This window comes from Natrinema sp. H-ect1, assembly GCF_041821105.1.
Lineage (GTDB): Archaea > Halobacteriota > Halobacteria > Halobacteriales > Natrialbaceae > Natrinema > Natrinema thermotolerans.
This window is the reverse complement of sequence record NZ_JBGUBA010000003.1, coordinates 394,580-415,926: the sequence shown is the minus strand read 5'-3', so window position 1 is coordinate 415,926 and position 21,347 is coordinate 394,580. Positions and strand designations below refer to the sequence as shown.

General features: G+C 65.8%; 18 protein-coding genes. 10 read left to right on the top strand and 8 right to left on the bottom strand.

Annotated elements, in window-relative coordinates:
- The first annotated feature begins 56 nt into the window (after nt 1-56).
- From ACERIM_RS10375 to ACERIM_RS10365, 3 genes are all read left to right on the top strand, one after another.
- Nucleotides 57-1,631, top strand: a complete 1,575-nt coding sequence (locus ACERIM_RS10375) for a class I adenylate-forming enzyme family protein (protein ID WP_373632466.1) — start codon at nt 57-59, stop codon at nt 1,629-1,631.
- Complete coding sequence (locus tag ACERIM_RS10370; RefSeq protein ID WP_373632464.1) at nt 1,628-2,566, top strand: D-2-hydroxyacid dehydrogenase; 939 nt, start codon at nt 1,628-1,630, stop codon at nt 2,564-2,566. Before ACERIM_RS10375 ends, ACERIM_RS10370 begins: the two co-directional genes overlap by 4 nt.
- Nucleotides 2,567-2,632: 66 nt before the next feature.
- Nucleotides 2,633-3,622 carry a TIGR03617 family F420-dependent LLM class oxidoreductase gene (locus tag ACERIM_RS10365; RefSeq protein WP_373632462.1) on the top strand — a complete coding sequence of 330 codons (990 nt, stop codon included), beginning with the start codon at nt 2,633-2,635 and terminating at the stop codon, nt 3,620-3,622.
- Here ACERIM_RS10365 and ACERIM_RS10360 read toward each other — a convergent pair.
- Nucleotides 3,595-4,593, bottom strand: coding sequence for an MBL fold metallo-hydrolase (locus ACERIM_RS10360; RefSeq protein WP_373632460.1), 999 nt, complete (start codon nt 4,591-4,593; stop codon nt 3,595-3,597). The genes ACERIM_RS10365 and ACERIM_RS10360 overlap by 28 nt on opposite strands.
- 1 nt (nt 4,594) lies before the next feature.
- Complete coding sequence (locus tag ACERIM_RS10355) at nt 4,595-5,791, bottom strand: acyl-CoA dehydrogenase family protein (protein ID WP_373632458.1); 1,197 nt, start codon at nt 5,789-5,791, stop codon at nt 4,595-4,597.
- Between the two features lie 195 nt (nt 5,792-5,986).
- Between ACERIM_RS10355 and ACERIM_RS10350 the strand changes: the two genes are divergently transcribed.
- From ACERIM_RS10350 to ACERIM_RS10340, 3 genes are all read left to right on the top strand, one after another.
- A complete protein-coding gene (locus tag ACERIM_RS10350) occupies nt 5,987-6,760 on the top strand; it encodes an IclR family transcriptional regulator (RefSeq protein ID WP_049965485.1) in 774 nt (257 codons plus the stop codon).
- A gap of 747 nt (nt 6,761-7,507) precedes the next feature.
- Entirely contained in the window at nt 7,508-8,269 is a 762-nt protein-coding gene (locus ACERIM_RS10345) for an SDR family NAD(P)-dependent oxidoreductase (RefSeq protein WP_373632454.1), read from the top strand.
- 99 nt (nt 8,270-8,368) lie between these two features.
- Nucleotides 8,369-9,031, top strand: a complete 663-nt coding sequence (locus tag ACERIM_RS10340; protein WP_373632452.1) for an HAD family hydrolase — start codon at nt 8,369-8,371, stop codon at nt 9,029-9,031.
- Nucleotides 9,032-9,043: 12 nt separating this feature from the next.
- On the opposite strand, the gene ACERIM_RS10335 is transcribed toward ACERIM_RS10340, so the two are convergent.
- Complete coding sequence (locus ACERIM_RS10335) at nt 9,044-10,015, bottom strand: succinylglutamate desuccinylase/aspartoacylase family protein (protein WP_373632450.1); 972 nt, start codon at nt 10,013-10,015, stop codon at nt 9,044-9,046.
- Between the two features lie 135 nt (nt 10,016-10,150).
- Between ACERIM_RS10335 and ACERIM_RS10330 the strand changes: the two genes are divergently transcribed.
- The 3 genes from ACERIM_RS10330 to ACERIM_RS10320 all read left to right on the top strand — a co-directional run bounded on the left by ACERIM_RS10330 (nt 10,151) and on the right by ACERIM_RS10320 (nt 14,783).
- Entirely contained in the window at nt 10,151-10,669 is a 519-nt protein-coding gene (locus ACERIM_RS10330) for a peptidylprolyl isomerase (protein WP_006182813.1), read from the top strand.
- A 57-nt stretch (nt 10,670-10,726) separates the two neighbouring features.
- On the top strand, nt 10,727-13,765 hold the full coding sequence (locus ACERIM_RS10325) for a PAS domain S-box protein (protein ID WP_373632449.1): 3,039 nt from the start codon (nt 10,727-10,729) through the stop codon (nt 13,763-13,765).
- A 70-nt stretch (nt 13,766-13,835) separates the two neighbouring features.
- Nucleotides 13,836-14,783 (top strand): oxidoreductase, encoded by a 948-nt coding sequence (locus tag ACERIM_RS10320; RefSeq protein WP_373632448.1) that lies wholly within the window; start codon nt 13,836-13,838, stop codon nt 14,781-14,783.
- Between the two features lie 638 nt (nt 14,784-15,421).
- Here ACERIM_RS10320 and ACERIM_RS10315 read toward each other — a convergent pair.
- The 5 genes from ACERIM_RS10315 to ACERIM_RS10295 form a co-directional block, all read right to left on the bottom strand.
- Nucleotides 15,422-15,934, bottom strand: a complete 513-nt coding sequence (locus ACERIM_RS10315; RefSeq protein WP_006649831.1) for a hypothetical protein — start codon at nt 15,932-15,934, stop codon at nt 15,422-15,424.
- On the bottom strand, nt 15,935-17,623 hold the full coding sequence (locus tag ACERIM_RS10310; protein ID WP_006649830.1) for a sodium/proline symporter: 1,689 nt from the start codon (nt 17,621-17,623) through the stop codon (nt 15,935-15,937). It lies immediately after the preceding gene.
- A complete protein-coding gene (locus tag ACERIM_RS10305; protein ID WP_373632447.1) occupies nt 17,613-17,759 on the bottom strand; it encodes a hypothetical protein in 147 nt (48 codons plus the stop codon). The genes ACERIM_RS10310 and ACERIM_RS10305 overlap by 11 nt, the downstream gene beginning before the upstream one ends.
- 137 nt (nt 17,760-17,896) lie before the next feature.
- Nucleotides 17,897-18,736, bottom strand: a complete 840-nt coding sequence (locus ACERIM_RS10300; protein WP_049905748.1) for a proline dehydrogenase family protein — start codon at nt 18,734-18,736, stop codon at nt 17,897-17,899.
- 83 nt (nt 18,737-18,819) lie between these two features.
- Nucleotides 18,820-19,548: a helix-turn-helix domain-containing protein gene (locus tag ACERIM_RS10295; protein WP_373632446.1), complete on the bottom strand. Its 729-nt coding sequence runs from the start codon at nt 19,546-19,548 to the stop codon at nt 18,820-18,822.
- 214 nt (nt 19,549-19,762) lie between these two features.
- On the opposite strand from ACERIM_RS10295, the gene ACERIM_RS10290 reads away from it, so the two are divergent.
- Nucleotides 19,763-21,298, top strand: coding sequence for an aldehyde dehydrogenase family protein (locus tag ACERIM_RS10290; protein ID WP_373632445.1), 1,536 nt, complete (start codon nt 19,763-19,765; stop codon nt 21,296-21,298).
- Nucleotides 21,299-21,347: the final 49 nt, after the last annotated feature.

The window sequence follows — 21,347 nt, the reverse complement described above, 5'->3', positions numbered from 1 at the left end:
GCCGTCGTCGGCTACCGAGAGATACTATTTTATACCATTCCGTGATATCGTGTGACATGGATTTGGCAAGCGTTAGCGAGAGTGCAAGGGAAGGGAACGTCGCGCGGCTCCACGACGAGACGGCGCGGCTGCACGGCGACGCGCAGGCGATCGAGTACCACGGGCAGACACTGACCCACGACGACCTCAGAGCCGAGAGCGCCCGCTTCGCCGGCGGGCTGGCCGACCTGGGGCTCGAGCCGGGGGATATCATACTCCAGTACCTGCCGAACTGTCCGCCGTACCTGATCGGCGCGCTCGGCGCGTTCAAAGCCGGCGTGATCGTCTCGCCGGTCAACCCTCAGTACCGCAAACGCGAGCTGACCTACCAGCTCGAGGACACCGAGGCCGCGGCCGTTCTCACCCACGAGGCCCTCGAACCCCACCTCGCGGAGGCACTCGAGGCGATCGACTGGGATCCGATCGTCATCGCCGTCGATAGCGACACCGACGACGATGGCGTCCACGCCTTCGACGACATCCGCGGCGAAGAGCGGTTCGTCGAGCGGGCCGACGACGACGTGGCGCTGCTGCCGTACACCTCAGGGACGACCGGGAAACCGAAGGGCGTTCAACTCACCCACCGGAACTTCCGCGCCCAGACGTTCTCCGTCCTCGCACAGGAGCAGACCCTCGAGGGCGAGGCCGTCAAGAGCCTCGTCTGGCTGCCGCTCTATCACATCACCGGCTTCACGCACACCGCCTGGCAGCCCCTCGTCCGCGGCGGGAGCGTCTATCTGCGCAGCGCGGCCAACTGGGACGGCGACGCCGCCATGCAGTTGATCGAGGAGGAGGGGATCACCCACTACGTCGGCGTCACCGCGATGTACGTCGACATGATCAACAGCGACGACTTCGGCGAGTACGACCTGACCAGCCTCGAGTCGGCCGGCGAGGGTGGTGCGAAGATGTCCGTCGCGGTCCAGGAGGAGTTCGAGGAGACCGCGGGCGTCGAGATGGCCGAGGGGTACGGGCTGACCGAGACCAACGGCGCGACCCACTCCCAGCGCAACTCGACGTTCGGCCTGCGCCACGGGACGATCGGCCAGCCGACCCGCATGACCGAGGCCAAGATCGTCGACTCGAGCGGGGAGACCGTCGACATCGGCGAGGAGGGGGAACTCCTCGTTCGGGGCCCACAGGTAATGAAAGGGTACCACGGGATGCCGGAGGCGACCGAGCGGGCCTTCACCGAGGACGGCTTCTTCCGGACCGGCGACATCGCTCGACGGGACGCGGACAACTACTACGAGATCGTCGACCGGAAAAAGCACATGATCAACTCGGCCGGCTACAACATCTACCCGAGCGAACTCGAGGAGCTACTGGCCGAACACGAGGCCGTCGCCGAGGGCGCTGTGGTCGGGATTCCCGACGAACGACGCAACGAGGTGCCGAAGGCATACGTCGTCACCGCACCGGGCGTCGAGCCCGGCGAAGATATCACGAGCGAGGAGATCACGGAGTACTTCCTCGACAACGTCGCCTCCTACAAACACCCCCGCGAGGTCGAGTTCATCGAGGAACTGCCCCGGACGACCTCGGGGAAGATCCAGAAGTACAAACTCGAAGGCGGCGAGGACGAGTCGTGAATGTCGTCGTCTCCCCGCACGTCCTCGCGGGCGGCGGGCCGCTGGTCACCGCCGAGATCCGCGAGCGTCGGCCAGGGATCGACCTCGAGTACGTCGAGGACGAGACCGACCTCCCGGCGGCGGTCGCCGACGCCGAGGCCCTCGTCACCCACCGGCTCCCCGACGAGATACTCGAGGCTGCCGACGGGCTCGAGTGGGTACAGGCGCTCAGTGCCGGCACCGACCGCTTCGATCACGGCGCACTGGCCGACCGCGGCGTGGCGCTGACGAACGTCTCGGGAATCCACGCGAAGCCGATCGGCCAGCAGGTCCTGGGGTATCTGTTGCACTTCGAGCGCGGGTTCGACCGCGCGATCGCCCAGCAGGACGACCGCGAGTGGGAGCGCTACATGGGCGGCGAACTCGGCGACCGAACCGTCGGGATCGTCGGCGTCGGCGCGATCGGCTCGAACGTGGCCGACTACTGCCGGACCTTCGAAGCCCGCGTGATCGGGACGAAGCGGGACCCGACCGACGCGCCCGAGAGCGTCGACGAGATTTACGGTCCCGACGGGCTCGAGTCCGTCCTCGCCGAGAGCGACTACCTCGTGGTCGCCTGTCCGCTGACCGACGAGACGCGGGGACTGCTCGACGCCAAGGCGCTCGCGACGCTGCCGGAGGACGCGGTGCTGGTCAACATCGCCCGCGGGAAGGTCGTCGATCAGGCCGCGCTGGTCGACGCCCTCGAGACCGGTGATCTCGGCGGGGCCGCGCTGGACGTCTTCGAGGAGGAACCCCTCCCCGAGGAATCGCCGCTGTGGGACCGCGACGACGTCCTCGTGACGCCGCATATGGCCGGCAGCACGCCCCACTACTGGGAGCGCTGTGCCGACGTCTTCCTCCGGAACTACGATCGGTTCCGCGACGGCGAGGCGCTCGAGAACCGCGTCGTCTGATTTTTCCACTCCGCTCGCGGCCGCACCCGTCCATAGATTGAAGGGTCGACCCGTCGACCATCGGGTATGTCAGACCTTCGCATCGACGCGATGGTACCGAAGCTGGCGAACGATTCGGGCGAGGCCGCCGCCCGCGCCGAGGAACTCGGGTTCGACGGCGTCTGGACGCCCGAGATGGACAACGACGCGTTCCTGCCGCACCCGGTGATCGCCAACCGAACCGAGGAGATCCAGCAGGGGACGCGAATCGCACTCTCGTTCACCCGCAGCCCGATGGCGCTGGCCTACACCGCCTGGGACCTCGCCCAGTACACCGACGGCCGGTTCGTCCTTGGCCTCGGCACGCAGGTCAAAGGCCACAACGAACGCCGCTTCAGCGTCGACTGGGAGTCGCCCGGCCCGCGACTGCGCGAGGTCGTCGAGTCGTTGCGGCACATCTTCGACGTATTCCAGGGCGAGGCAGACCTCGACTACGAGGGCGACCACTACTCGTTCTCGCTCATGACGGACAACTTCAATCCGGGGCCGATCGACCATCCTGACGTCCCGATCTACATCGCCGGCGTCAACGAGTACAACATCCGGCTCGCGGGCGAGCTCTGCGACGGACTGGACATGCACGTCTTCAACACCCCCGGCTACACCGACGACGTCATCGCGCCGACCGTTGCCGAGGGGGCCGATCGCGGGGAGCGGTCCCTCGAGGACGTCGCCCTCTCCGCGAGTCCGTTCGTCGTGACGGGCGAGACCGAGGACGAACGCGAGCGATCCCGCCGGGAGGTGCGCCGGCGAATCGCCTTCTACGGCAGCACCCGGACCTATCACGACGTCCTCGAACACCACGGCTGGAAGTCCGTCGGCGAGGAGTTACACGAACTCTCCAAAGACGGCGAGTGGGAGGAGATGGCCGACCTCGTGACCGACGAGATGGTGTCGACGTTCGCGATCGAAGCGCCGCCCGAAGAACTACTCACGGAGGCGCGGGCGGTCTACGGCGGGATCGCCGACCGAGTCGTCCTCCCGCTCGATCACGGGGAGGCCTTCCTGAACGAGTAGTAGCGAGCGCCGTCGCGGACCTCGTGTTCGATCCTGCCCCGCCCCTCGAGCGTGCCGAGCGCCCCGAGCGTGTCGAGCAACTGGGCGGGGTGCCGAACCTCGCCGCTGCGATGCCGGGTGATCTCTAAGGGCGTCGCCGGCCCGACGGCGCTGACCGCCTCGAGGGTTTCGGCCGTGAGCGACTCCAGGGCCGACCGCGTACTCTCGATGGCTCCCTCGTAGTCGGTAAAGACCGGACCGTGCCCGGGGAAGACCCGATCGATCGCACGGCCCTCGAGCCGGTCCATCGCGCGGTGAAAGTCGTCGACGGCGTCGTAGGCACCGTAGTCGAGGCCGACGTTGATCGCGCCCGGTCGGAACGGTTCGATGAGCGCGTCCCCCGAAAAGAGGACGCGCTCGCCGTTGACCTCGGTCGCCAGACTGGCGTGGTGAACCTGGTGGCCGGGCGTGTGGATCGGGTCGAACGCCCGGCCCGCGACGGTGACCGGCTCGTCGAACGCGAACGGCACTGCCGCCTCGGGCTCGAGCAGCCGGCGGTTGCGCTCGAGCGACGACTTCGCGCGTTCGGTCTCGCGTTCGATGGCCTCGCCGTGGTAGCCGGCCGACCGGCCGATCTCGCGGATCCCCGCCGCGAGGTCGGCCGGATCGCGCTCGAGTTGCTCGAGGACGGGCCGGGGAGCGTAGACGGTCGCACCGGCCTCGCGCAACAGCGGGACCTGCCCGATGTGATCGCTGTGGGGATGCGTGACGACCACCGCAGCGACGTCCTCGAGGTCGTACCCCGCCGCCGCCAGCCCGTCGCGGATCGTCGCCTCGGCGCGCGCTTCGGGGTCGCCGGTGTCGATCAGGATCGGCGCGGGTTCCTCGATGAGATAGGCCGCGGCGTGTTTCGGCGGCCACTCGATGTCGAAGTCGATTCGCGACACCTGCCCCGTGGCGGCGCTTGCGCCCCGCTCCGTCGACTCACCCATCTCAGATGAGTTCGCGAGCGATCGTCCGTTTCTGGATCTCGTCGGTCCCCTCGAAGATGCGGAAGACCCGCGCCGAGCGGTAGTTGCGTTCGATCGGCAGGTCCTTCATGAAGCCGGCCCCGCCGTGGACCTGCATCGCGATGTCGGCCGCGTCGTTGGCCAGCTTCGCGCCACGGAGCTTCGCCATCGACTCCTCTTTCCGAGCGCGCTCGCCGTTGTCCATCTTCCAGGCGGCGTAGCGGTAGAGCTGGCGGACCTGTTCGATGTCGGTCGCGAGTTCGGCCAGCTGGAAGGAGATCCCCTGTCGGTGGCCGATTGGCTTGCCGAACGTCTCCCGATCGCGTGCGTACTCGAGGGACATGTCCAGCAGGAACTCGGCCGTCCCGACCGCGCCGGCCGCGATATTGATCCGGCCACCGCCGATCCAGTCCATCGCGGACTGGAACCCGGCGTCGACCTCGCCCAGCACCTGCTCCTCGCCGACGCGGCAGTCGTCGAAGTGGAGTTCGGCGTGGGTCCCGGGCGTCATCCCCATGGCGCGGTGGATCTTGCCGACCTCGAAACCGGGCGTCTCCTTGTCGACGAGGAAGCAGGTGATCCCGCTGAGATCGCCGTCGTCGCCGCTGGTCCGGGCAAAGACCATCGCGAAGTCGGCGTAGGGCGCGTTCGTGATGTAGACCTTCTGGCCGTTGATGACCCACTCGTCGCCGTCCTTCTCGGCGCGGGTGTCCATGTGATGGGCGTCGCTGCCGTGTCCCGGCTCGGTCAGCGCGAAACAGGTCGTGATCTCGCCGTCCATCAGCGGCTCGAGGTACTCCTCGCGCTGGCGTTCGTCGCAGTTCAGCAGGATCGGCGTTGGCCCACCCGCACCGCCGAAGATGGCGCTGTGAAAGCCCGGCGGCCGATTGGACATGTGTTCGCCGACGATGGCGCGAGTGAGGATGTCGACATCGCCGCCGCCGACTTCCTCGGGCATCGTCATGCCGTAGAAGCCCGCCTCGACGGATTTCTGGCGGATCTTCTCGACGATATTGCGGTACTCGGGGACCTGCCGATGCTCGTCGTCGACGATCTCCTTCTCGTAGTCCGCGCCGAGGAACTCGTCGTACTCGTTCTCGAGCGGGGCGACCTCCTGATCGATGAACTCGTCGAGTGCCTTCTTGATCTGGACGGCTTCGGACGGTTCGCTGAAGTCCATAATCTACGTCACATGACGCCCTACATAAACGTTACCATGACACTCGTTTTCAGTCGACATGCAGTGGGCCGATCGCCGTGAATCCGCCGGTTCGGGCCCAAAACCGCGTCGGTTCGGAGTTGAATCGATTTTTTCGTCCGTAACCGGCGTTCAGCAGAGCGGAACAGTTTTGGCACCCATCGTTGAACGTGGTGTATGACAACACCGGGCGTAGATGGAGGGAATCGGGTCGAAGCGGTGGTGAAGACCCTCGATATTCTCGAGGCACTGTGGCAGGCCGAAGGGGCCGGCGTCACCGAACTCACCGAGCGAACGGGGGTGGCAAAGAGTACGGTACACGCCCATCTGACGACGCTGCGGTCGAAGGGATACGTCGTCCAGGACGGCGACGAATACCGGCTAAGCCTCCGGTTTCTCTCCTTCGGGGAACACGTCAAACACGCCGAGCCGCTGTACGAGGCCGCCGACGCGCCGATCGACGAACTGTCGGCGCAGGTCGGCGAGCGAGTCCTCTGTTCGACACACCAGAACGGGCTCGGGACGGTCATCAACGTCAGCGAGGGGACCCGTTCCTTTACCAGCGACATCGATGTCGGCACGCACACCTATCTCCACAGTTCGGCCGGCGGCAAGGCGATGCTCGCTCACTTTCCCGAGGAGCGCGTCGAAGACGTGATCGAACAGTGGGGGCTCCCGGCATTTTCCGAAAACACGATTACCGACCGAGAGACGCTCTACGACGAACTCGACGCGATCCGGGAGGACGGCGTCGCGTACAACAACGGGGAGTACCTCCGGGGAATCAGCGCGATCGGCGCTCCGATCTTGGGTAACGACGGCACCGTCTACGGGGCGGTCACCGTCGCCGGCCCACAACACCGCCTCGAGAACGAGTGGGAGGAAAACGACCTGCGTGACCGGTTGCTGTCGACGGCGAACACGATCGAAGTGAACGTGATGTTCTCGTAGCCGTTCAGTCAGGCCGAACGCAGCAGTACAGAGCGAGACGAACGCCGGTTGGAACCCAGCAACCGTGGACGGGCACGAAAAGCGGTCGTTCCCCAAGAGATTTACAGCCATACGGTTGTAATAGGACATCGGTGGTCGGCCGGTGGTCGCCGCGGCCCCGCCGGCGTTCGATAGGCAGTCGCCGGCCGACGAGCGACCGGGGCGCCGGTCCCATCGAGTGGTGTTCGAAACCCTATCTAACGGAGTACAAAGTATACTATTTTACTGATAAATGTCTCCTCCTCGAGCGATTGGTTCGAAAATCCAGTATCGTCCGTGGGTCGTTCCAAATAGTTCCAAATCGAACGAATGGAGTCCTTTAACCGGACTACTCGGAAACGAGACGGGGCAATCGGCTCAGACGGCGTTCCAGCCCCTATTCGTCGCTACCGCCACACTGTTCGTACGTATTCCCACAGTCAACAACGGCTTTTCGGGCAGAATCGTATAGCCGCTGTGGCATCGATCCGGGAGAGAACCGAGCGGCCGCGGACCGATCCATCAAAGTTATAAATAAAATAGTGGTTTCGAATGGTGTCGACTATCCAGTATTTGTTGACGGGACTGGCCGGACTCACCGCGAGTGGCCGGTCGGACTCGAGCAAGGGATTACACTGTTTTCATGAGAGGAGATTCCTATGAACATCGGCAGAGAACTGCCGGCAAATTATGAACGAATTTATGTGGCGGCCGTCCGATACGGATGGTATGCGACTCGAAGACAAGACAGTAGTTATCACAGGCGCGGCGTCGGGGATCGGTCGGTCGACCGCCAAGCGGTGTGCCGAGGAAGGGGCACGCGTCATCGTCACGGACGTCGATATCGAGGGCGGCGAGGAGACCGTCGAGCGAATCGAGGCGGCCGGCGGCGAGGCGGAGTTCGCCGAACTCGACGTCACCGACAGCGAGGGGTTCCACGACGTCGTCGATACCGTGGCCGAGGAGTACGGCATCGACGTCATGGTCAACAACGCCGGCACCGGCCATCCCGGCGGGAACCTCGAGGACCTCGACGACGAGACCCGGGACTTCGTGATCGACATCAACATCAAGGGCGTCTGGAACGGCTGTTCGGCCGCGCTGCCCCACATGAAAGACCAGGGCCACGGCTCGATCGTCAACGTCGGTTCGCTGGCGAGCATTCTCGGGCTCCCCAAGCAGGCGGCCTACTCGACGACCAAGGCCGCCGTATTGAACATGACTCGGACGGTCGCGGCCGAGGCCGGCCCCTACGGCATCCGCGCCAACGCCGTCTGCCCCGGCTTCACCGAGACACAGATGCTCGAGGGCTTTCTCGCACAGCAGGACGACCCGGAGGTAGCCAGAGCGGAGATGGTCGAGGACTACCCGCTCAAGCGACTGGGCGAGCCCGAGGAGATCGCGAACGCCATCCTCTTTCTTGCCAGCGACGAGGCCTCGTTCGTCAGCGGCCACGGGCTGGTCGTCGACGGCGGATTCTCGACGTGCTAACGGCGTTCCGTGAGTACGGCGACCCCGTGTCGTCGTTCGGAACCGCTGCAAGCCGGTGAATCGAAACACCCAATTCGCCGTTCTGAATTGCGTAACCACGTGACAGGATACGACGCAGTGCTATTCGACAGCGACGGGGTACTCGTCGAGCCGCCGGCGTCCGAAACCCAACTCGAGGCGACGCAGGCTGCATTTCGGGAAGCGGGCGTCGACGACGTCGCCCCCGATCACCTCGACGACATCGTGAGCGGCGTGACCGTCGAAGTCCTACACGAGATCTGTGCCGAGTACGACCTCGAGCCGACGACGTTCTGGGAAGCCCGCGAACGCCACGACGAACGCTCCCAGTTCGCGGCGTTCAGGGACGGTACTCGAGACCGATACGACGACGTGGCGACGATCGCGGACCTTCCACAGGACCGAGGCGTCGTGAGCAATAACCACCACAGTACGATCGAATTCGTCCTGGATGCGTTCGATCTCGACTCGCTGTTCGAGACCTATTACGGTCGCCCGAAGACGATCGAGAGCCTGCAGGTGAAGAAGCCGGATCCCCACTTCCTCGAGCGGGCTCTCGCTGATCTCGAGGCCGACTCGGCACTCTACGTCGGCGACAGCGAACACGACGTGATCGCGGCCCACCGCGCTGGCATCGACTCCGCGTTCGTCCGTCGCCGGCACTGTCGCGACGACGAACTCTCGGTCACGCCGACGTACGATATCGAGACGCTGTCGGCGCTCCCGGCTATCGTGGACGGTTGAGCGCCGATCCGATCACCGCTCGGCGGGGATGGCCACGCTTGCGAGCTGATCGCCCGCGGTCACCGTCGCCTCGCGCGTGAGCGCATAGAGAAGTCCGCCTCGTTCCGTGCGGGCCTCCTGAAGCGCGTCGTAGGTCGTCGGGTCGTATACCGTCCCGATCGGCTCACCCTCGGCGATCTCGTCGCCGACGGCGAGCCCGGGCGTCGGCCGGAAGAGGCCGGCGGCGTCGGCGGAGACCTGCCCGAGGTGGTTGCGGGCGATCCGCTGGTCGCGCTCGGGGACCGCGCCGGGGAGCAACTCGAGGGAGCGACAGACGGCCAACAGCCCCGTCACGCCCGTCTCGACGACGTCTTCGAGGATCTGTTTGTTGTGGGCGAGTTCCGGCGTGATCGACGGGATACCTGCCTCGGCGGCGGCGACCCGGAGCTTCCCCTCGAAACCGCGTCGATGCCACTCGTCGGGGGCGTCTTCGCCGGCCCCCTCGGCCAGCAGGAGATCGGTGCCGAACGCCGCCGCGAGACCACGGGAGCGCTCGTCGCCCTCGCGATAGACGACGTGGGGCAGCATGTCGGGACTCCCCGTGTGGAGGTCGACGACGGCGTCGGCCACCGTGACGTACTCCCAGAGGCGGGCGGCCAGCCGCTGGTGGAGGCTGCCCTCGGCGTCGCCCGGCCAGATCCGGTTCATGTTCGGGTGGACGCTGTCGAGTTGCTCCGGCGTCGTATACGAGACCCGGTCGAACGTTAGCGGGTTCGCGACGGGAACGGCGATCACGGTTCCGGACAGCGACTCGAGGGGAAGTCGCTCGTGGAACCGCCGGAGGACTTCGGTGCCGTTGATCTCGCGACCGTGCTGGGCCGCCTGCACGTACAGCGTCGGCCCCGGCTCCGCGCCGCGATAGGTGTGGACGGTGGTCGTCAGTGCCACGCCCGACGGGAGCCGCGCGAGCGTCACCCGTTCCGCCGTGTGTGCGCCGTCAGTCATATCGGTCGTTCCACGGCCGACGGTATGTAACTGCGGCCGGCCCTCGTCGTTCGAGACCGTCACAGCGCCGTCGGAATCGGTACCCGCCGTCTCGAGACCACTACCGTTTTCCCTCGGCCCGCCGTCGCGCATGGTATGGGAGACGTTACTGCCACCCTGCACACGAACCGCGGCGATATCGAGGTCGAACTCTACGACGAGCGTGCCCCCCGAACCGTCGACAACTTCGTCGGGCTCGCGACCGGCGGCAAGACCTGGGAAGACCCCGAGACGGGCGAGGAGATCGACGGCGAGCCCCTGTACGACGACGTCGCCTTCCACCGCGTCATCGAGGGCTTCATGATTCAGGGCGGCGACCCGACCGAGACCGGCCGCGGCGGTCCCGGCTATCAGTTCGACGACGAGTTCCACGACGAACTACGCCACGACGATGAGGGCATCCTGAGCATGGCCAACTCCGGGCCCGACACCAACGGCTCGCAGTTCTTCATTACGCTCGACGCCCAGCCCCACCTCGACGACCGCCACGCCGTGTTCGGCAAGGTCACCGACGGCATGGACGTCGTCCACGAGATCGGAAACGTCGAGACCGACGCCAACGACCAGCCCCAGGAGGACGTCGTCCTCGAGTCGGTCTCCGTCGACTACGAGTAAACTCGCTCGAGCCGGTCGACCAAGACGTTTTATCGAACACCGTCTTGTGGGCGTAACATGGAATCGCCTTCGCCCACTGACGGACTCCGGACGCGGCTTCGACGACAGGAGGTCGTTACCGACCTCGGCCGGCGGGCGCTGGAGACGGACGACCCCGAGGGGTTCCTTCGCGACGTGGCCGCGACCGTCACCGAGACGGTCGGAGCCGAGTACTGTGTCGTCCTCGAGTCGCTTCCGGACGGGGAGACCGGCGTTTGTAGAGCCAGCATCGGCTGGGAAGCCGATCGGATCGGGGCGACGGTTTCGACTGGACCGGAGACGCATCTGGGTGCGTCGCTTCGAGCCGACCAGTCGGTCGTCACCGACGATCCGGGGGCCGACGAACGGATGGTCCTCCCCGAGTCACTCGCCGCACAGTCGATCACCAGCGCCGTCGGCGTCCCCATCGGCTCCGACGACGATCCATGGGGCGTCCTCGCGGTGTATGCGACCGACCGAGCGGCGGCTACGGACGCGACGGTCGACTTCTGCCGCCGCGTGGCCGCCCTCCTCGAGCCGGCCGTCGAGAACGTCCGCACGCGGCGCGACCTTGCGGCGTCCAAGCGGCGCTACCGGACGCTCGTCGATCACTTCCCCAACGGCGTGGTCACGCTCGTCGACGAGGACCTCACGTACCGGACCGTCGGCGGCGAGCCAACGGCCGTCGCCGGCGTCACGGCCGCCGAGATCGAGGGGGAATCGGTCCGGGACGCCATCCCGGAGTCGCTGGCCGACGAACTCGTCCCGCGGTACGAGGCCGCACTCGAGGGCGAGTCCAGTTCGTTCGAGGCGACCTCGAACGGCCGCGTCTACGATTTCCACGTCATCCCGGTTCGTGACGACGGCGGCGAGCCGACCGCCGCGATCGGCATGTCCCAGGACGTCACCGAGCGCGACGAGTACGAACGCCAACTCGAGCGGTACCAGCAATACACCGACGAGATCCTGGACGCGATCGACGACGTGTTCTACGTCGTCGACGCGGACGGCGATCTCCAGCGCTGGAACGAAAGCCTGACCGCAGTGACGGGGTATCCGGACGAGGAGATCGCGTCGATGGAGCCGACCGACTTCTTCGACGGCGAGGACCGAACGACCGCCGCCGCTGCGATCCGCGAGGGTTTCGAGACGGGGTCGGTCAGCGTCGAAGTGAACCTCGCTACGAACGACGGCGACACCGTCCCCTTCGAGTTCAACGCCACGACGCTCGAGGACCCCCAGGGGAACGCGGTGCTGGCGGGGATCGGGCGCGACGTCAGCGACCGGGTCGAGCGCCAGCGTCGACTCGAGGAGTCGGAACGACGCTACCGGACGCTGGCCAAGCACTTCCCCAACGGGGCCGTCGGTATCTACGATCACGCCCTCACGTACACGCTCGCCGAGGGTATCGAACTCGGCGAGACGCTTCCCGCCGCGGACCGACTCGAGGGCAGCCGGCTCCCCGACCGCTTCCCCGACCACGCGGTGGCGGACCTCGAGCCGCTGTTCCGGGCGGCCCTCGAGGGCGAGACCGGCGACGTCCAGACCGAGGTCGGCGGCCGCGTCTGGCGCGTCTGGGCGACGCCGTTGCGCGACGCCGACGGCGAGATCTTCGCCGGGCTCAGTTTCGCACAGGACGTGACCGAGCAGGTCGAACGCGAAAACGACCTCGAGCGCTACGAGACCATCGTCGAGGTGGTCAACGACGGCGTCTACGTCGTCGACGAGGACGGCTACTTCACCATGGTCAACGAGACGTACGCAGCGATGCTGGGGTACGATCCATCGGATCTCATCGGCGAACACGTCTCGCTGGTCGCCGACGAGACGGTCATCGACCGGGCCAGGGAACTGGAATCCGACACAGCGGCCGGCGAGTTGCCGACGATAGAAGCCCCGATTCGAACGGCTGACGGCGACACGATCCCCATGGAAGCGAGCTTCGCGATGTTGCCGACCGACGACAGTTCGTGGCACCGCGTCGGCGTCGCCCGGGACATCAGCGAACGGAAAGCCTGGGAACGGGAACTCGAGGAGAGCGAGCGACGGTACCGGACCCTCGTCGAGAACTTCCCCGACGGCGCGGTCGGCCTCTACGACGAGGCCCTCGAGTATCTCGTCGTCGGTGGCGAGGCCTTCGACAAACTGGGCATCGCGGAGTCGGAGGTCATCGGGACGACCCTCGCCGATCGGTACCCCGACGACCTCGTCGCGGAGATCGAACCCCACTTCCGGGCCGTCTTCGACGGCGAGTCAAACACGTTCGAGTATCGGACCCGCGGCCGGGACGTACGGGCCCACACCCTGCCGGTCCGAAACGAGGACGGCGAGATCTTCGCGGGCATGGTCATGGCCCAGGACGTCACCGAGCGACGGGAGTACGAACGAAAGCTCGAGCAGTCCAACGAACGCTTAGAGCAGTTCGCCTACGCCGCCTCCCACGACCTGCAGGAGCCACTGCGGATGATCACGAGCTATCTGACCCTCCTCGAGCAGCGCTACGGCGACGCCTTCGACGAGGACGGCGAGGAGTTCCTGGCCTACGCCGTCGACGGCGCCGAGCGGATGCGGGAGATGATCGACGGCCTCCTCGAGTACTCGCGAGTGGAAACGAACGGCAACCCGTTCGAGCCGACGGACCTGAACGCGGTCCTCGAGGACGTGCTGGCGGACCTGCAGGTCCGGATCGAGGAGACCGACGCCGAGGTCACGATCGGTGACCTTCCCCGTCTCGAGGCCGACGCCAGTCAGTTGCGGCAGGTGTTCCAGAACCTGCTCGAGAACGCGCTGACCTACAGCGGCGACGAGCCGCCCCGGATCCGCGTCGACGCCGAACGGCGGGGCGACGAGTGGGAGATCGCGGTACGCGACGAGGGGATCGGGATCGATTCCGACGACGTCGACCGCGTGTTCACGATCTTCGATCGGCTCCACGGCCGCGAGGAGTACGAGGGGACGGGAATCGGGCTCGCGCTGTGTGAACGCATCGTCGAGCGCCACGGCGGCGAGATCACCATCGACTCCGCACCCGGCGAGGGAACGACGGTCTCGGTCGTCCTGCCCGTCTCGCCGGAGTGAGCCGCGACGGAGAGCGGCCACCGCCGGTAGTCGGCGTACCCATTTAGGGTCGCCGGCCCGTACGGACCCCATGGGCTGGACAGCCGACGACATCCCCGACCAAAGCGGACGGACGATCGTTATCACCGGCGCGAACAGCGGCATCGGCCTCGAGGCCACGCGCGAACTCGCGCGCAACGGCGCGACGGTGATCATGGCCTGTCGCAGCACCGAGCGCGGCGCGGACGCGGCCGACGGGATTCGCGAGGACATCCCCGGTGCCGACCTCCGCGTCGAGGCCTGTGATCTGGGCGATCTCGCGTCCGTTCGCGACTTCGCGGCCCGACTCGAGGAGTCGATCGACGTCCTCGTCAACAACGCCGGAGTCATGGCGATCCCCCGCTCGGAGACCGACGACGGCTTCGAGACCCAGTTCGGCGTCAACCACCTCGGCCACTTCGCGCTGACCGGACTCTTGCTCGAGAACCTCGGGCTCGAGACCGAGCCCGACTCGCGGGTCGTCACCGTCTCGAGCGGCGTCCACGAGAACGGCAAGATCGACTTCGACGACCTCCAGCACGAGGACGGCTACGACAAGTGGGACGCCTACGCCCAGTCGAAGTTGGCGAACGTCCTGTTCGCCTACGAACTCGAGCGCCGGCTGCTCACCGCCGACGCGAACGCGGCGAGCATGGCGGTCCATCCCGGCTACGCGAACACCCAGTTACAGCTGCGCGGCCCCGAGCAGAGTGGCAGCCGACTCCGCAAAGCCGCGATGAGGGTACTAAACACCGTCGCAGCCCAATCGGCCGCGATGGGCGCGCTCCCGACCCTGTATGCCGCCACCGCGCCCGAAGCCGAGGGCGGAGCCTACTACGGCCCTGGCGGCCTGATGAACATGCGCGGCACGCCCGAACGCCAGGCCTCCTCGGACCGCTCCTACGACGAAGACACCGCCCGACGGCTCTGGCGCGTCTCGAGCGAACTGACCGGCGTCACGTACGATCTGCCGACGCCGGCAGCAGACGTTCCGGCGTAACCGAGGGTCGCTTCGGCACCGGCCGGATCGCCCGGAACTGCTCTCCATGAACGAGACCGGCTGCGTTCGATACCTAGTGACACTAGAACTGCGGACCGACGAACGACTGTCACGAAAGTATGTCGGCATGAGTAGACGTCCTCTTACCAACCATTTTGAGTTCATTTTCGAGAGCCGTCAACCGCTCGCAGGTCCCCGGTCGGCGACGGACGTGGGATCGCTCGATGTAGTCGACCAGGCGTCGAGAGAGAAAGCCGGCCTTCCGGCGTCGAACCACCGAGATCTCGAGAGCAGTGGCGAAAATAGGAGTTCCGTTCCGAGACGTGGCGACCGACTTTCGTCCCCGTCTCGAGAAACCGAGTAAAACTCCGTTAGAAGAGTTTTACGGTGCGCTTGTGCCCTTAGCGTAGTCTTCATCGACGGTACACGATCGATCGGTGTGTATCGCTGCTTGGTTCGCTACGGTCAGATAACACCAATATGCCAATATGTGATTGAGAATGGTGGGTTTGAGGAAGAAGAAGCGAACCGGAACGCGGAATCAGCACGCGGATCTCGACTTCTCAGGGTCGGTGGAGACGGGCAGACTCGAGACGAGCGCCGCGTGGGGCGGCGGCCGAGTCGATCCCCGTCCCGGCTCACTCCGTCAGTGGCATCTCCGTGCCGCGGACGCTATCGACGATGACGTCCCCGTCGGGGCGGGACGCGATCCAGAACAGTTTGTGGGCGTCGACCGACCGTTCGAAGGTCAGGTCCGGCGCGGAGCCGACGGCGACTTTCCGGAGCGTCCACGTGAACACCGCGTCTTCGGCCTTGTCTCGGACCTGCGCGTCGGAGAGTTCCGACGGGAGGAGAAGGACGTCGTCGACGGTTTCCGTGACGGTGTCGGGAAACACGTCGGCCCTGACGGCGAGCCGGCGAGCGCGGTCGACGCTGACGACGTACTCGATGTCGCGGTCCGAAAGCAGTGGTCGTTCGATCGTCGCGACGGCGTCGTAGATCCGATACGGGTACGCGACGGCACCGACGCGACCGCTCGAGTCGACGTCCTCGCGCGTCACCGTCGGTTCGATGACGGTAAGGGCGGCTCGGTCATGCGACTCGCCCGTGAGCGTCGCGGGCTCGACCGAGCGTCGGCGCGCGTCGCTCATTTACTCGTCACCCTCGTCCCAGTACTCGCTGGCGGTCACGTGTGCGCGAATGGTGTCGGTTTCCGTGACGGCCTTTGGTTCGACGTCGCGACCGCCGTCGGTCACGTAGTCGGGAGTCCCGGTCGGATCGTCGGCGCTCGAGAGGGACGAGAGCGGTTTGTTGAAGGAATCGAAGTGATCGTCGACGCCCTCGGGCGGCGTCGTCAGCAGCGAGACGACGATGAGTGTCGCCGTCGAGAGGATGAACGCGGGGAAGAGCCCGTAGACGCCGACCAGCCCCGTGAGGAACGGCGACCCCTCGATGGCCCCCATGAGGCCGAGCAGTTCGAGGATGGTCGACAGCTGCGTCCAGATGACCATCGTCGTGGTCCCGACGATCATGCTCGCGACGGAGCCCGTCGCGGTGACCCGTTTCCACCACACGGCCGCGATGAGCGTCGGTCCGATGGCCGCGCCGAGGCCGCCCCACGCGTAGTCGAGGACGAGCGTGTAGATCGGCGTATTCTGTGCGAGGAGCGCAAACGCGACGCTGGCTGCGCCGAGTCCGAGCGTGACGTACTGGGAGTAGCGAACGAGCCGCTCCTGGCTCGCGTCCGGATTGACGTAGCCGTGATAGACGTCCTCGACGATGGCACTCGTCGCGACCAGCAGCTGCGAGTCGGCACTGGACATCATCGCGGCGAGAGCGGCCGCAAGGATGATCCCCGCGATCGCACCGGGGAAGAACTCGAGCGTAAGCAGCGGCATGACGTTGTTCGGGTCCTCGATGCCGCCCTGCCCGAAGACGACCAGCGCATAGAGCCCGACGAAGCCGGCGCCGATGTAGGCGACGAACATGAACAGTTGGGCGACCAGCGCCGCGAGACGAATGTTCTCGACTTCGTCGATCCCCATGAATCGGACCATCACGTGCGGGTTCCCGGGAATGCCGAGCCCGATGGCGGCGTAGCTGATGATCCCGAAGATCGCGGCCCAACCGGTCATGCCGGCCGTGACGCTCGTGTACGAACTCCCGACGGACGCGAGGTCGCCGAACGGGAGCCCGTAGTTGGTAAAGGCGATGATCGGCAGGATGATGAACGCGACCAGAATGATCGCACCCTGCACGTAGTCCGACCACGCGACCGCGAAGTAGCCGCCGAGCATGGTGTAGCCGACGACGATGACGCCGCCGACGAGGATCCCGACCAGCGACGAGACGCCGGTGAGGACCTCGAGCAACGTCCCGGCGGCGACGATCTGTGCGCCGACGTATCCGCCTTCGAAGAGCATCAGGACGAACGCGGAGACGCCTTTGACGTAGCCGGTGTCGTCCTGCAGTCGTGTCTCGAAGAAGGTCGGTAACGTAACTGCCTTCACGATCTCGGTGTACTTCCGGAGGCGTTTCGCGATGCCGGCCCACGCAAACAGGTCGGCGGGGATCATCCCGAGACCGTTGTAGAAGGCCATCACGCCGGTCCCGAACGCGTCGCTCGGGACACCGAGCGTGAGCCAGCCGCTCATCTCGGAGGCGCGTTCGGAGAAGCCGGTGACGACCGGGCCGACGCTCCGACCGCCGATGACGTAGTCGTCGACGGAATCCATGAGACGCGAGGAGTACAGTCCGATACCGAGGAGGACAAGCAGGTAGACGGCGAACGTTCCGAGGACCCAGCTCCCGGCCGAGCCGGCTAACCCCTCACTGGCCATGTTTCGCCTCCTCGTAGCGCTCACGGAGTCGTTTCTCTCGCTTCCCTTCCCAGACGTAGTAGATGACGAGCATCGCTAGGTACAGGACGAACGGTCCGAATAACCAGATCAATTCGACTGATCCACTCTCTGGCATAGTGGCGTGTGCTTACTACCCACAAATAAATATACCGAATTTGCACCCTTTATATCGGACGTATCAGCGCGGAAGAATCAGAGAGCCGACGCTCGAGCGAGCTGGTAGACGACGCCGTCGCGAACCCCGCAGTCCGGTCAGACGCCGACAACGGCGCGGAGCGCAAACAGTGCGTTCTCCTTGCGCTCGCGGATCCGTCGGTAGAAGTACTGCATCCACTTGTCGCCGTAGGGGACGTACTGATTGACCTCGTACCCCTTCGCGGCGAGTTCGCGCTGGGCGTCCTCGCGGACCCCCATCAGCATCTGGATCTCGAACGGCGTCCCGTACTCCTTGTGGAGGTCGACCGCGACCTGAAGCATTGCCGGGTCGTGGCTCCCGACCGCGACACCCTGGTCGAATTCGCGAAACAGGAACTCGAGGTGGTCCTCGTAGGCGTCGTCGACGGCCGATTTCGAGTCGAGGGCGACCGACGACGGTTCGTCGTAGGCGCCTTTCACCAGCCGGACGGCGGCGGGAACGTCAGCGAGGCGACGGAGGTCATCGCGCGTCCGCGTGAGGTTCGCCTGAATCGCGACGCCGACGCCGTGGGGATGGTCCCGGGCCGTCGCTTCGACGGCGTCGAGCGTCGTGTCGGTCGTCGTGTGGTCTTCCATGTCACACCAGACGAACACGTCCTCGGCCGCCGCCGTCTCGACGATTCGTTCGAAGTTTTCCCTGAAGACGTCCGGTCCGACGTCGATACCGATCTGGGACGGTTTGACCGAGACGCTGCCGTTCAGGCCACGGCTGGCCAGTTCGGAGACGAGGTGACAGTACGCGTCGGCGTCCTCCGCGGCGGGTTCGGGATCGTCGTAGTGTTCGCCGAGGAGGTTCAGGATGCCGCCCATCCCCGCTTCGTTACACTCCGAAACGTGGTCCAGAGCGCCTGACGCAGTCGTTCCGGCGACGAACCGGCTCGCGATCGGTGGTATCATACCGGACTGCTGGGACGACAAGCACCTAAATGGATACCCGACCAAAAGATTCGTCCGTCAAAACGCGAAATAATACACGGTGATCAGACGTCGTCGGGGTTGAGCAGTTTCGCTTCGGCCTTCCGGAGATGCTCGAGCAGCGTCGTCTTCGAGACGCCGAGTTCGTCCGCGAGTTCGCGCGTGCTGATCTCGCGGGGCCACGCGTAGTAGTTCCGCTCGCAGGCGAGTTCGAACGCCTCACGCTGGCGCGGCGTAAGGAGATCCGTCCGATCGGCGGTCTCCGACGGACCGCCGTCGGGCGTGGCGACCCGACTGATCGAAATCTCCGCGTCCGTCTCGGCCCGGATGGCCTCGAGTCGACGCCGGATCTCGTCGCGACCGCCGGCGACGAAGACCGGCCAGTGTTCGACGCCACTCTCGACGCGCACCGACGCGTCGTGGATGAAGCCATGCGAGACGAGCGTGTCGCTGATACTGTGTTCGGGCTCGTACTCGACGAACAGTTCGCGCGTCGCGTTCCCCGGGTTCGGTGCCGTCGTGGGGCGCTGGCCGAGTTCAACCGTCGAGTGCGTTAGCGGAGACTCGGCCGCGAACGCGACGAACTCGTCGAGTTGTGCCGTCGTGTCGGCGTAGACGGTGAAGTGACCCTTGACCGTCTCCTCGACGGTTCGGTGGACGGTGTGGACGAGCAAGCCGGCGTCGACCGCCTCGGTCGCCTGCAGGCCCCAGCAGTCCGGATGCCAGATATCGAGCGTGAGTCGCGTCCCGTCGGTCGCCCCTGTCGTGGTCGTCGTCGAACTCGTACTGCTCATGTGTCGATTCTACTCGGACAGTACGCCGTGAGGACTATAAACATACTGAATACCGATATCATGGACCGGTCGTGGACTCGTGTCGGCCCCGTACCGCGCCGCGAGCCGAAAGCGCGGGTCGCGTCGCGGTCCCCATCGTCGATCGTCGCCGGGGGCGGCGCGCCCGACCATGGGAGGCCGTGGTTATTCCGCCGTGATCCGTCATCCGTACTGTATGAGCCAGCAGACGACAGAGCAACCCGACCGACACTACATCGACGGCGAATGGACGGACGGCGAAGGCGACGAAACCTTCGCAAGCGAGAACCCGGCAACTGGCGAGACGTTGCGCACCTTCCACCGCGGAACGCAATCCGACGTCGATCGAGCCCTCGAGGCCGCGGAGGCGGCACAGGAGGAGTGGCGCGACCTGTCGCACATCGACCGCGCGGAGTTCCTCTGGGATATCTACCACGAACTGCGCGAGCGGACGGACGAACTCGGCGAGATCGTCACCAAGGAGTGTGGCAAGGAGATCTCCGAAGGGAAAGCCGACGTCGTCGAAGCCGCACACATGGTCGAGTGGGCCGCGGGCAACGCCCGCCACCCACACGGTGACGTGGTCCCCTCCGAGATCGGGAGCAAGGACGCGTACATGCGCCGCAAGCCCCGGGGCGTCGTCGGCTGTATCACGCCGTGGAACTTCCCCGTCGCGATCCCGTTCTGGCACATGGCCGTCTCGCTGGTCGAGGGCAACACCGTGGTCTGGAAGCCCGCCGAGCAGACCCCGTGGTGTGGCCAGATCATCGCCGAGATGTTCGAGGACGCGGGGATCCCCGACGGCGTGTTCAACATGGTACAGGGCTTCGGCGACGCCGGGGCCTCGATCGTCGACGACCCACGCGTCGACACCGTCCTCTTTACCGGTTCGGCCGAGGTCGGTCAAGAGGTCGCTCAAACCGTCGCCGAACAGCCCGGCAAACTCGCTGCCTGCGAGATGGGCGGCAAGAACGCCATCGTCATCAGCGACGAGGCCGACCTCGATACCGCCGTCCACTCGGCAGTCATGAGTTCGTTCAAGACCACCGGTCAGCGCTGTGTCTCCGCCGAACGGCTGATCGTCCACGAGGATGTCTACGACGAGTTCAAGGAGCGCTTCGTCGAGATCGCCGAGAACATCGCGGTCGGCGACCCGCTGGCCGAAGACACGTTCATGGGGCCGCTCGTCGAGGGCGAACACAAGGAGAAGGTCCTCGAGTACAACGAACTCGCACGAAGCGAGGACGTGAACGTCCTCGTCGACCGCGACGAACTGGCCGACGCGGAGGTTCCCGACGGCCACGAGGACGGCCACTGGATCGGCCCGTTCGTCTACGAGGCCGACCCGGACGCCGACCTCCGATGTACACAAGAGGAGGTCTTCGGCCCCCACGTCGCGCTCATGACGTACTCGGGCGACATCGAGGACGGCGTCGAGATCCACAACGACACCGAGTACGGGCTCGCGGGAGCGATCATCTCCGAGGACTACCGCGAGGTCAACTACTACCGCGACAACGCCGAGGTCGGACTCGCGTACGGGAACCTGCCGTGTATCGGCGCGGAGGTTCACCTGCCCTTCGGCGGCGTCAACAAGTCCGGGAACGGCTACCCGAGCGGTCGCGAAGTGATCGAGGCCGTCACCGAGCGCACCGCCTGGACGCTGAACAACTCCAAAGACATCGAGATGGCTCAGGGACTGTCCGCCGACATTACGACCGACGATGACTGAGACGAACTGTCCGCTCTGTGGGCGACTGACAGACACACCGGAGGAGTGG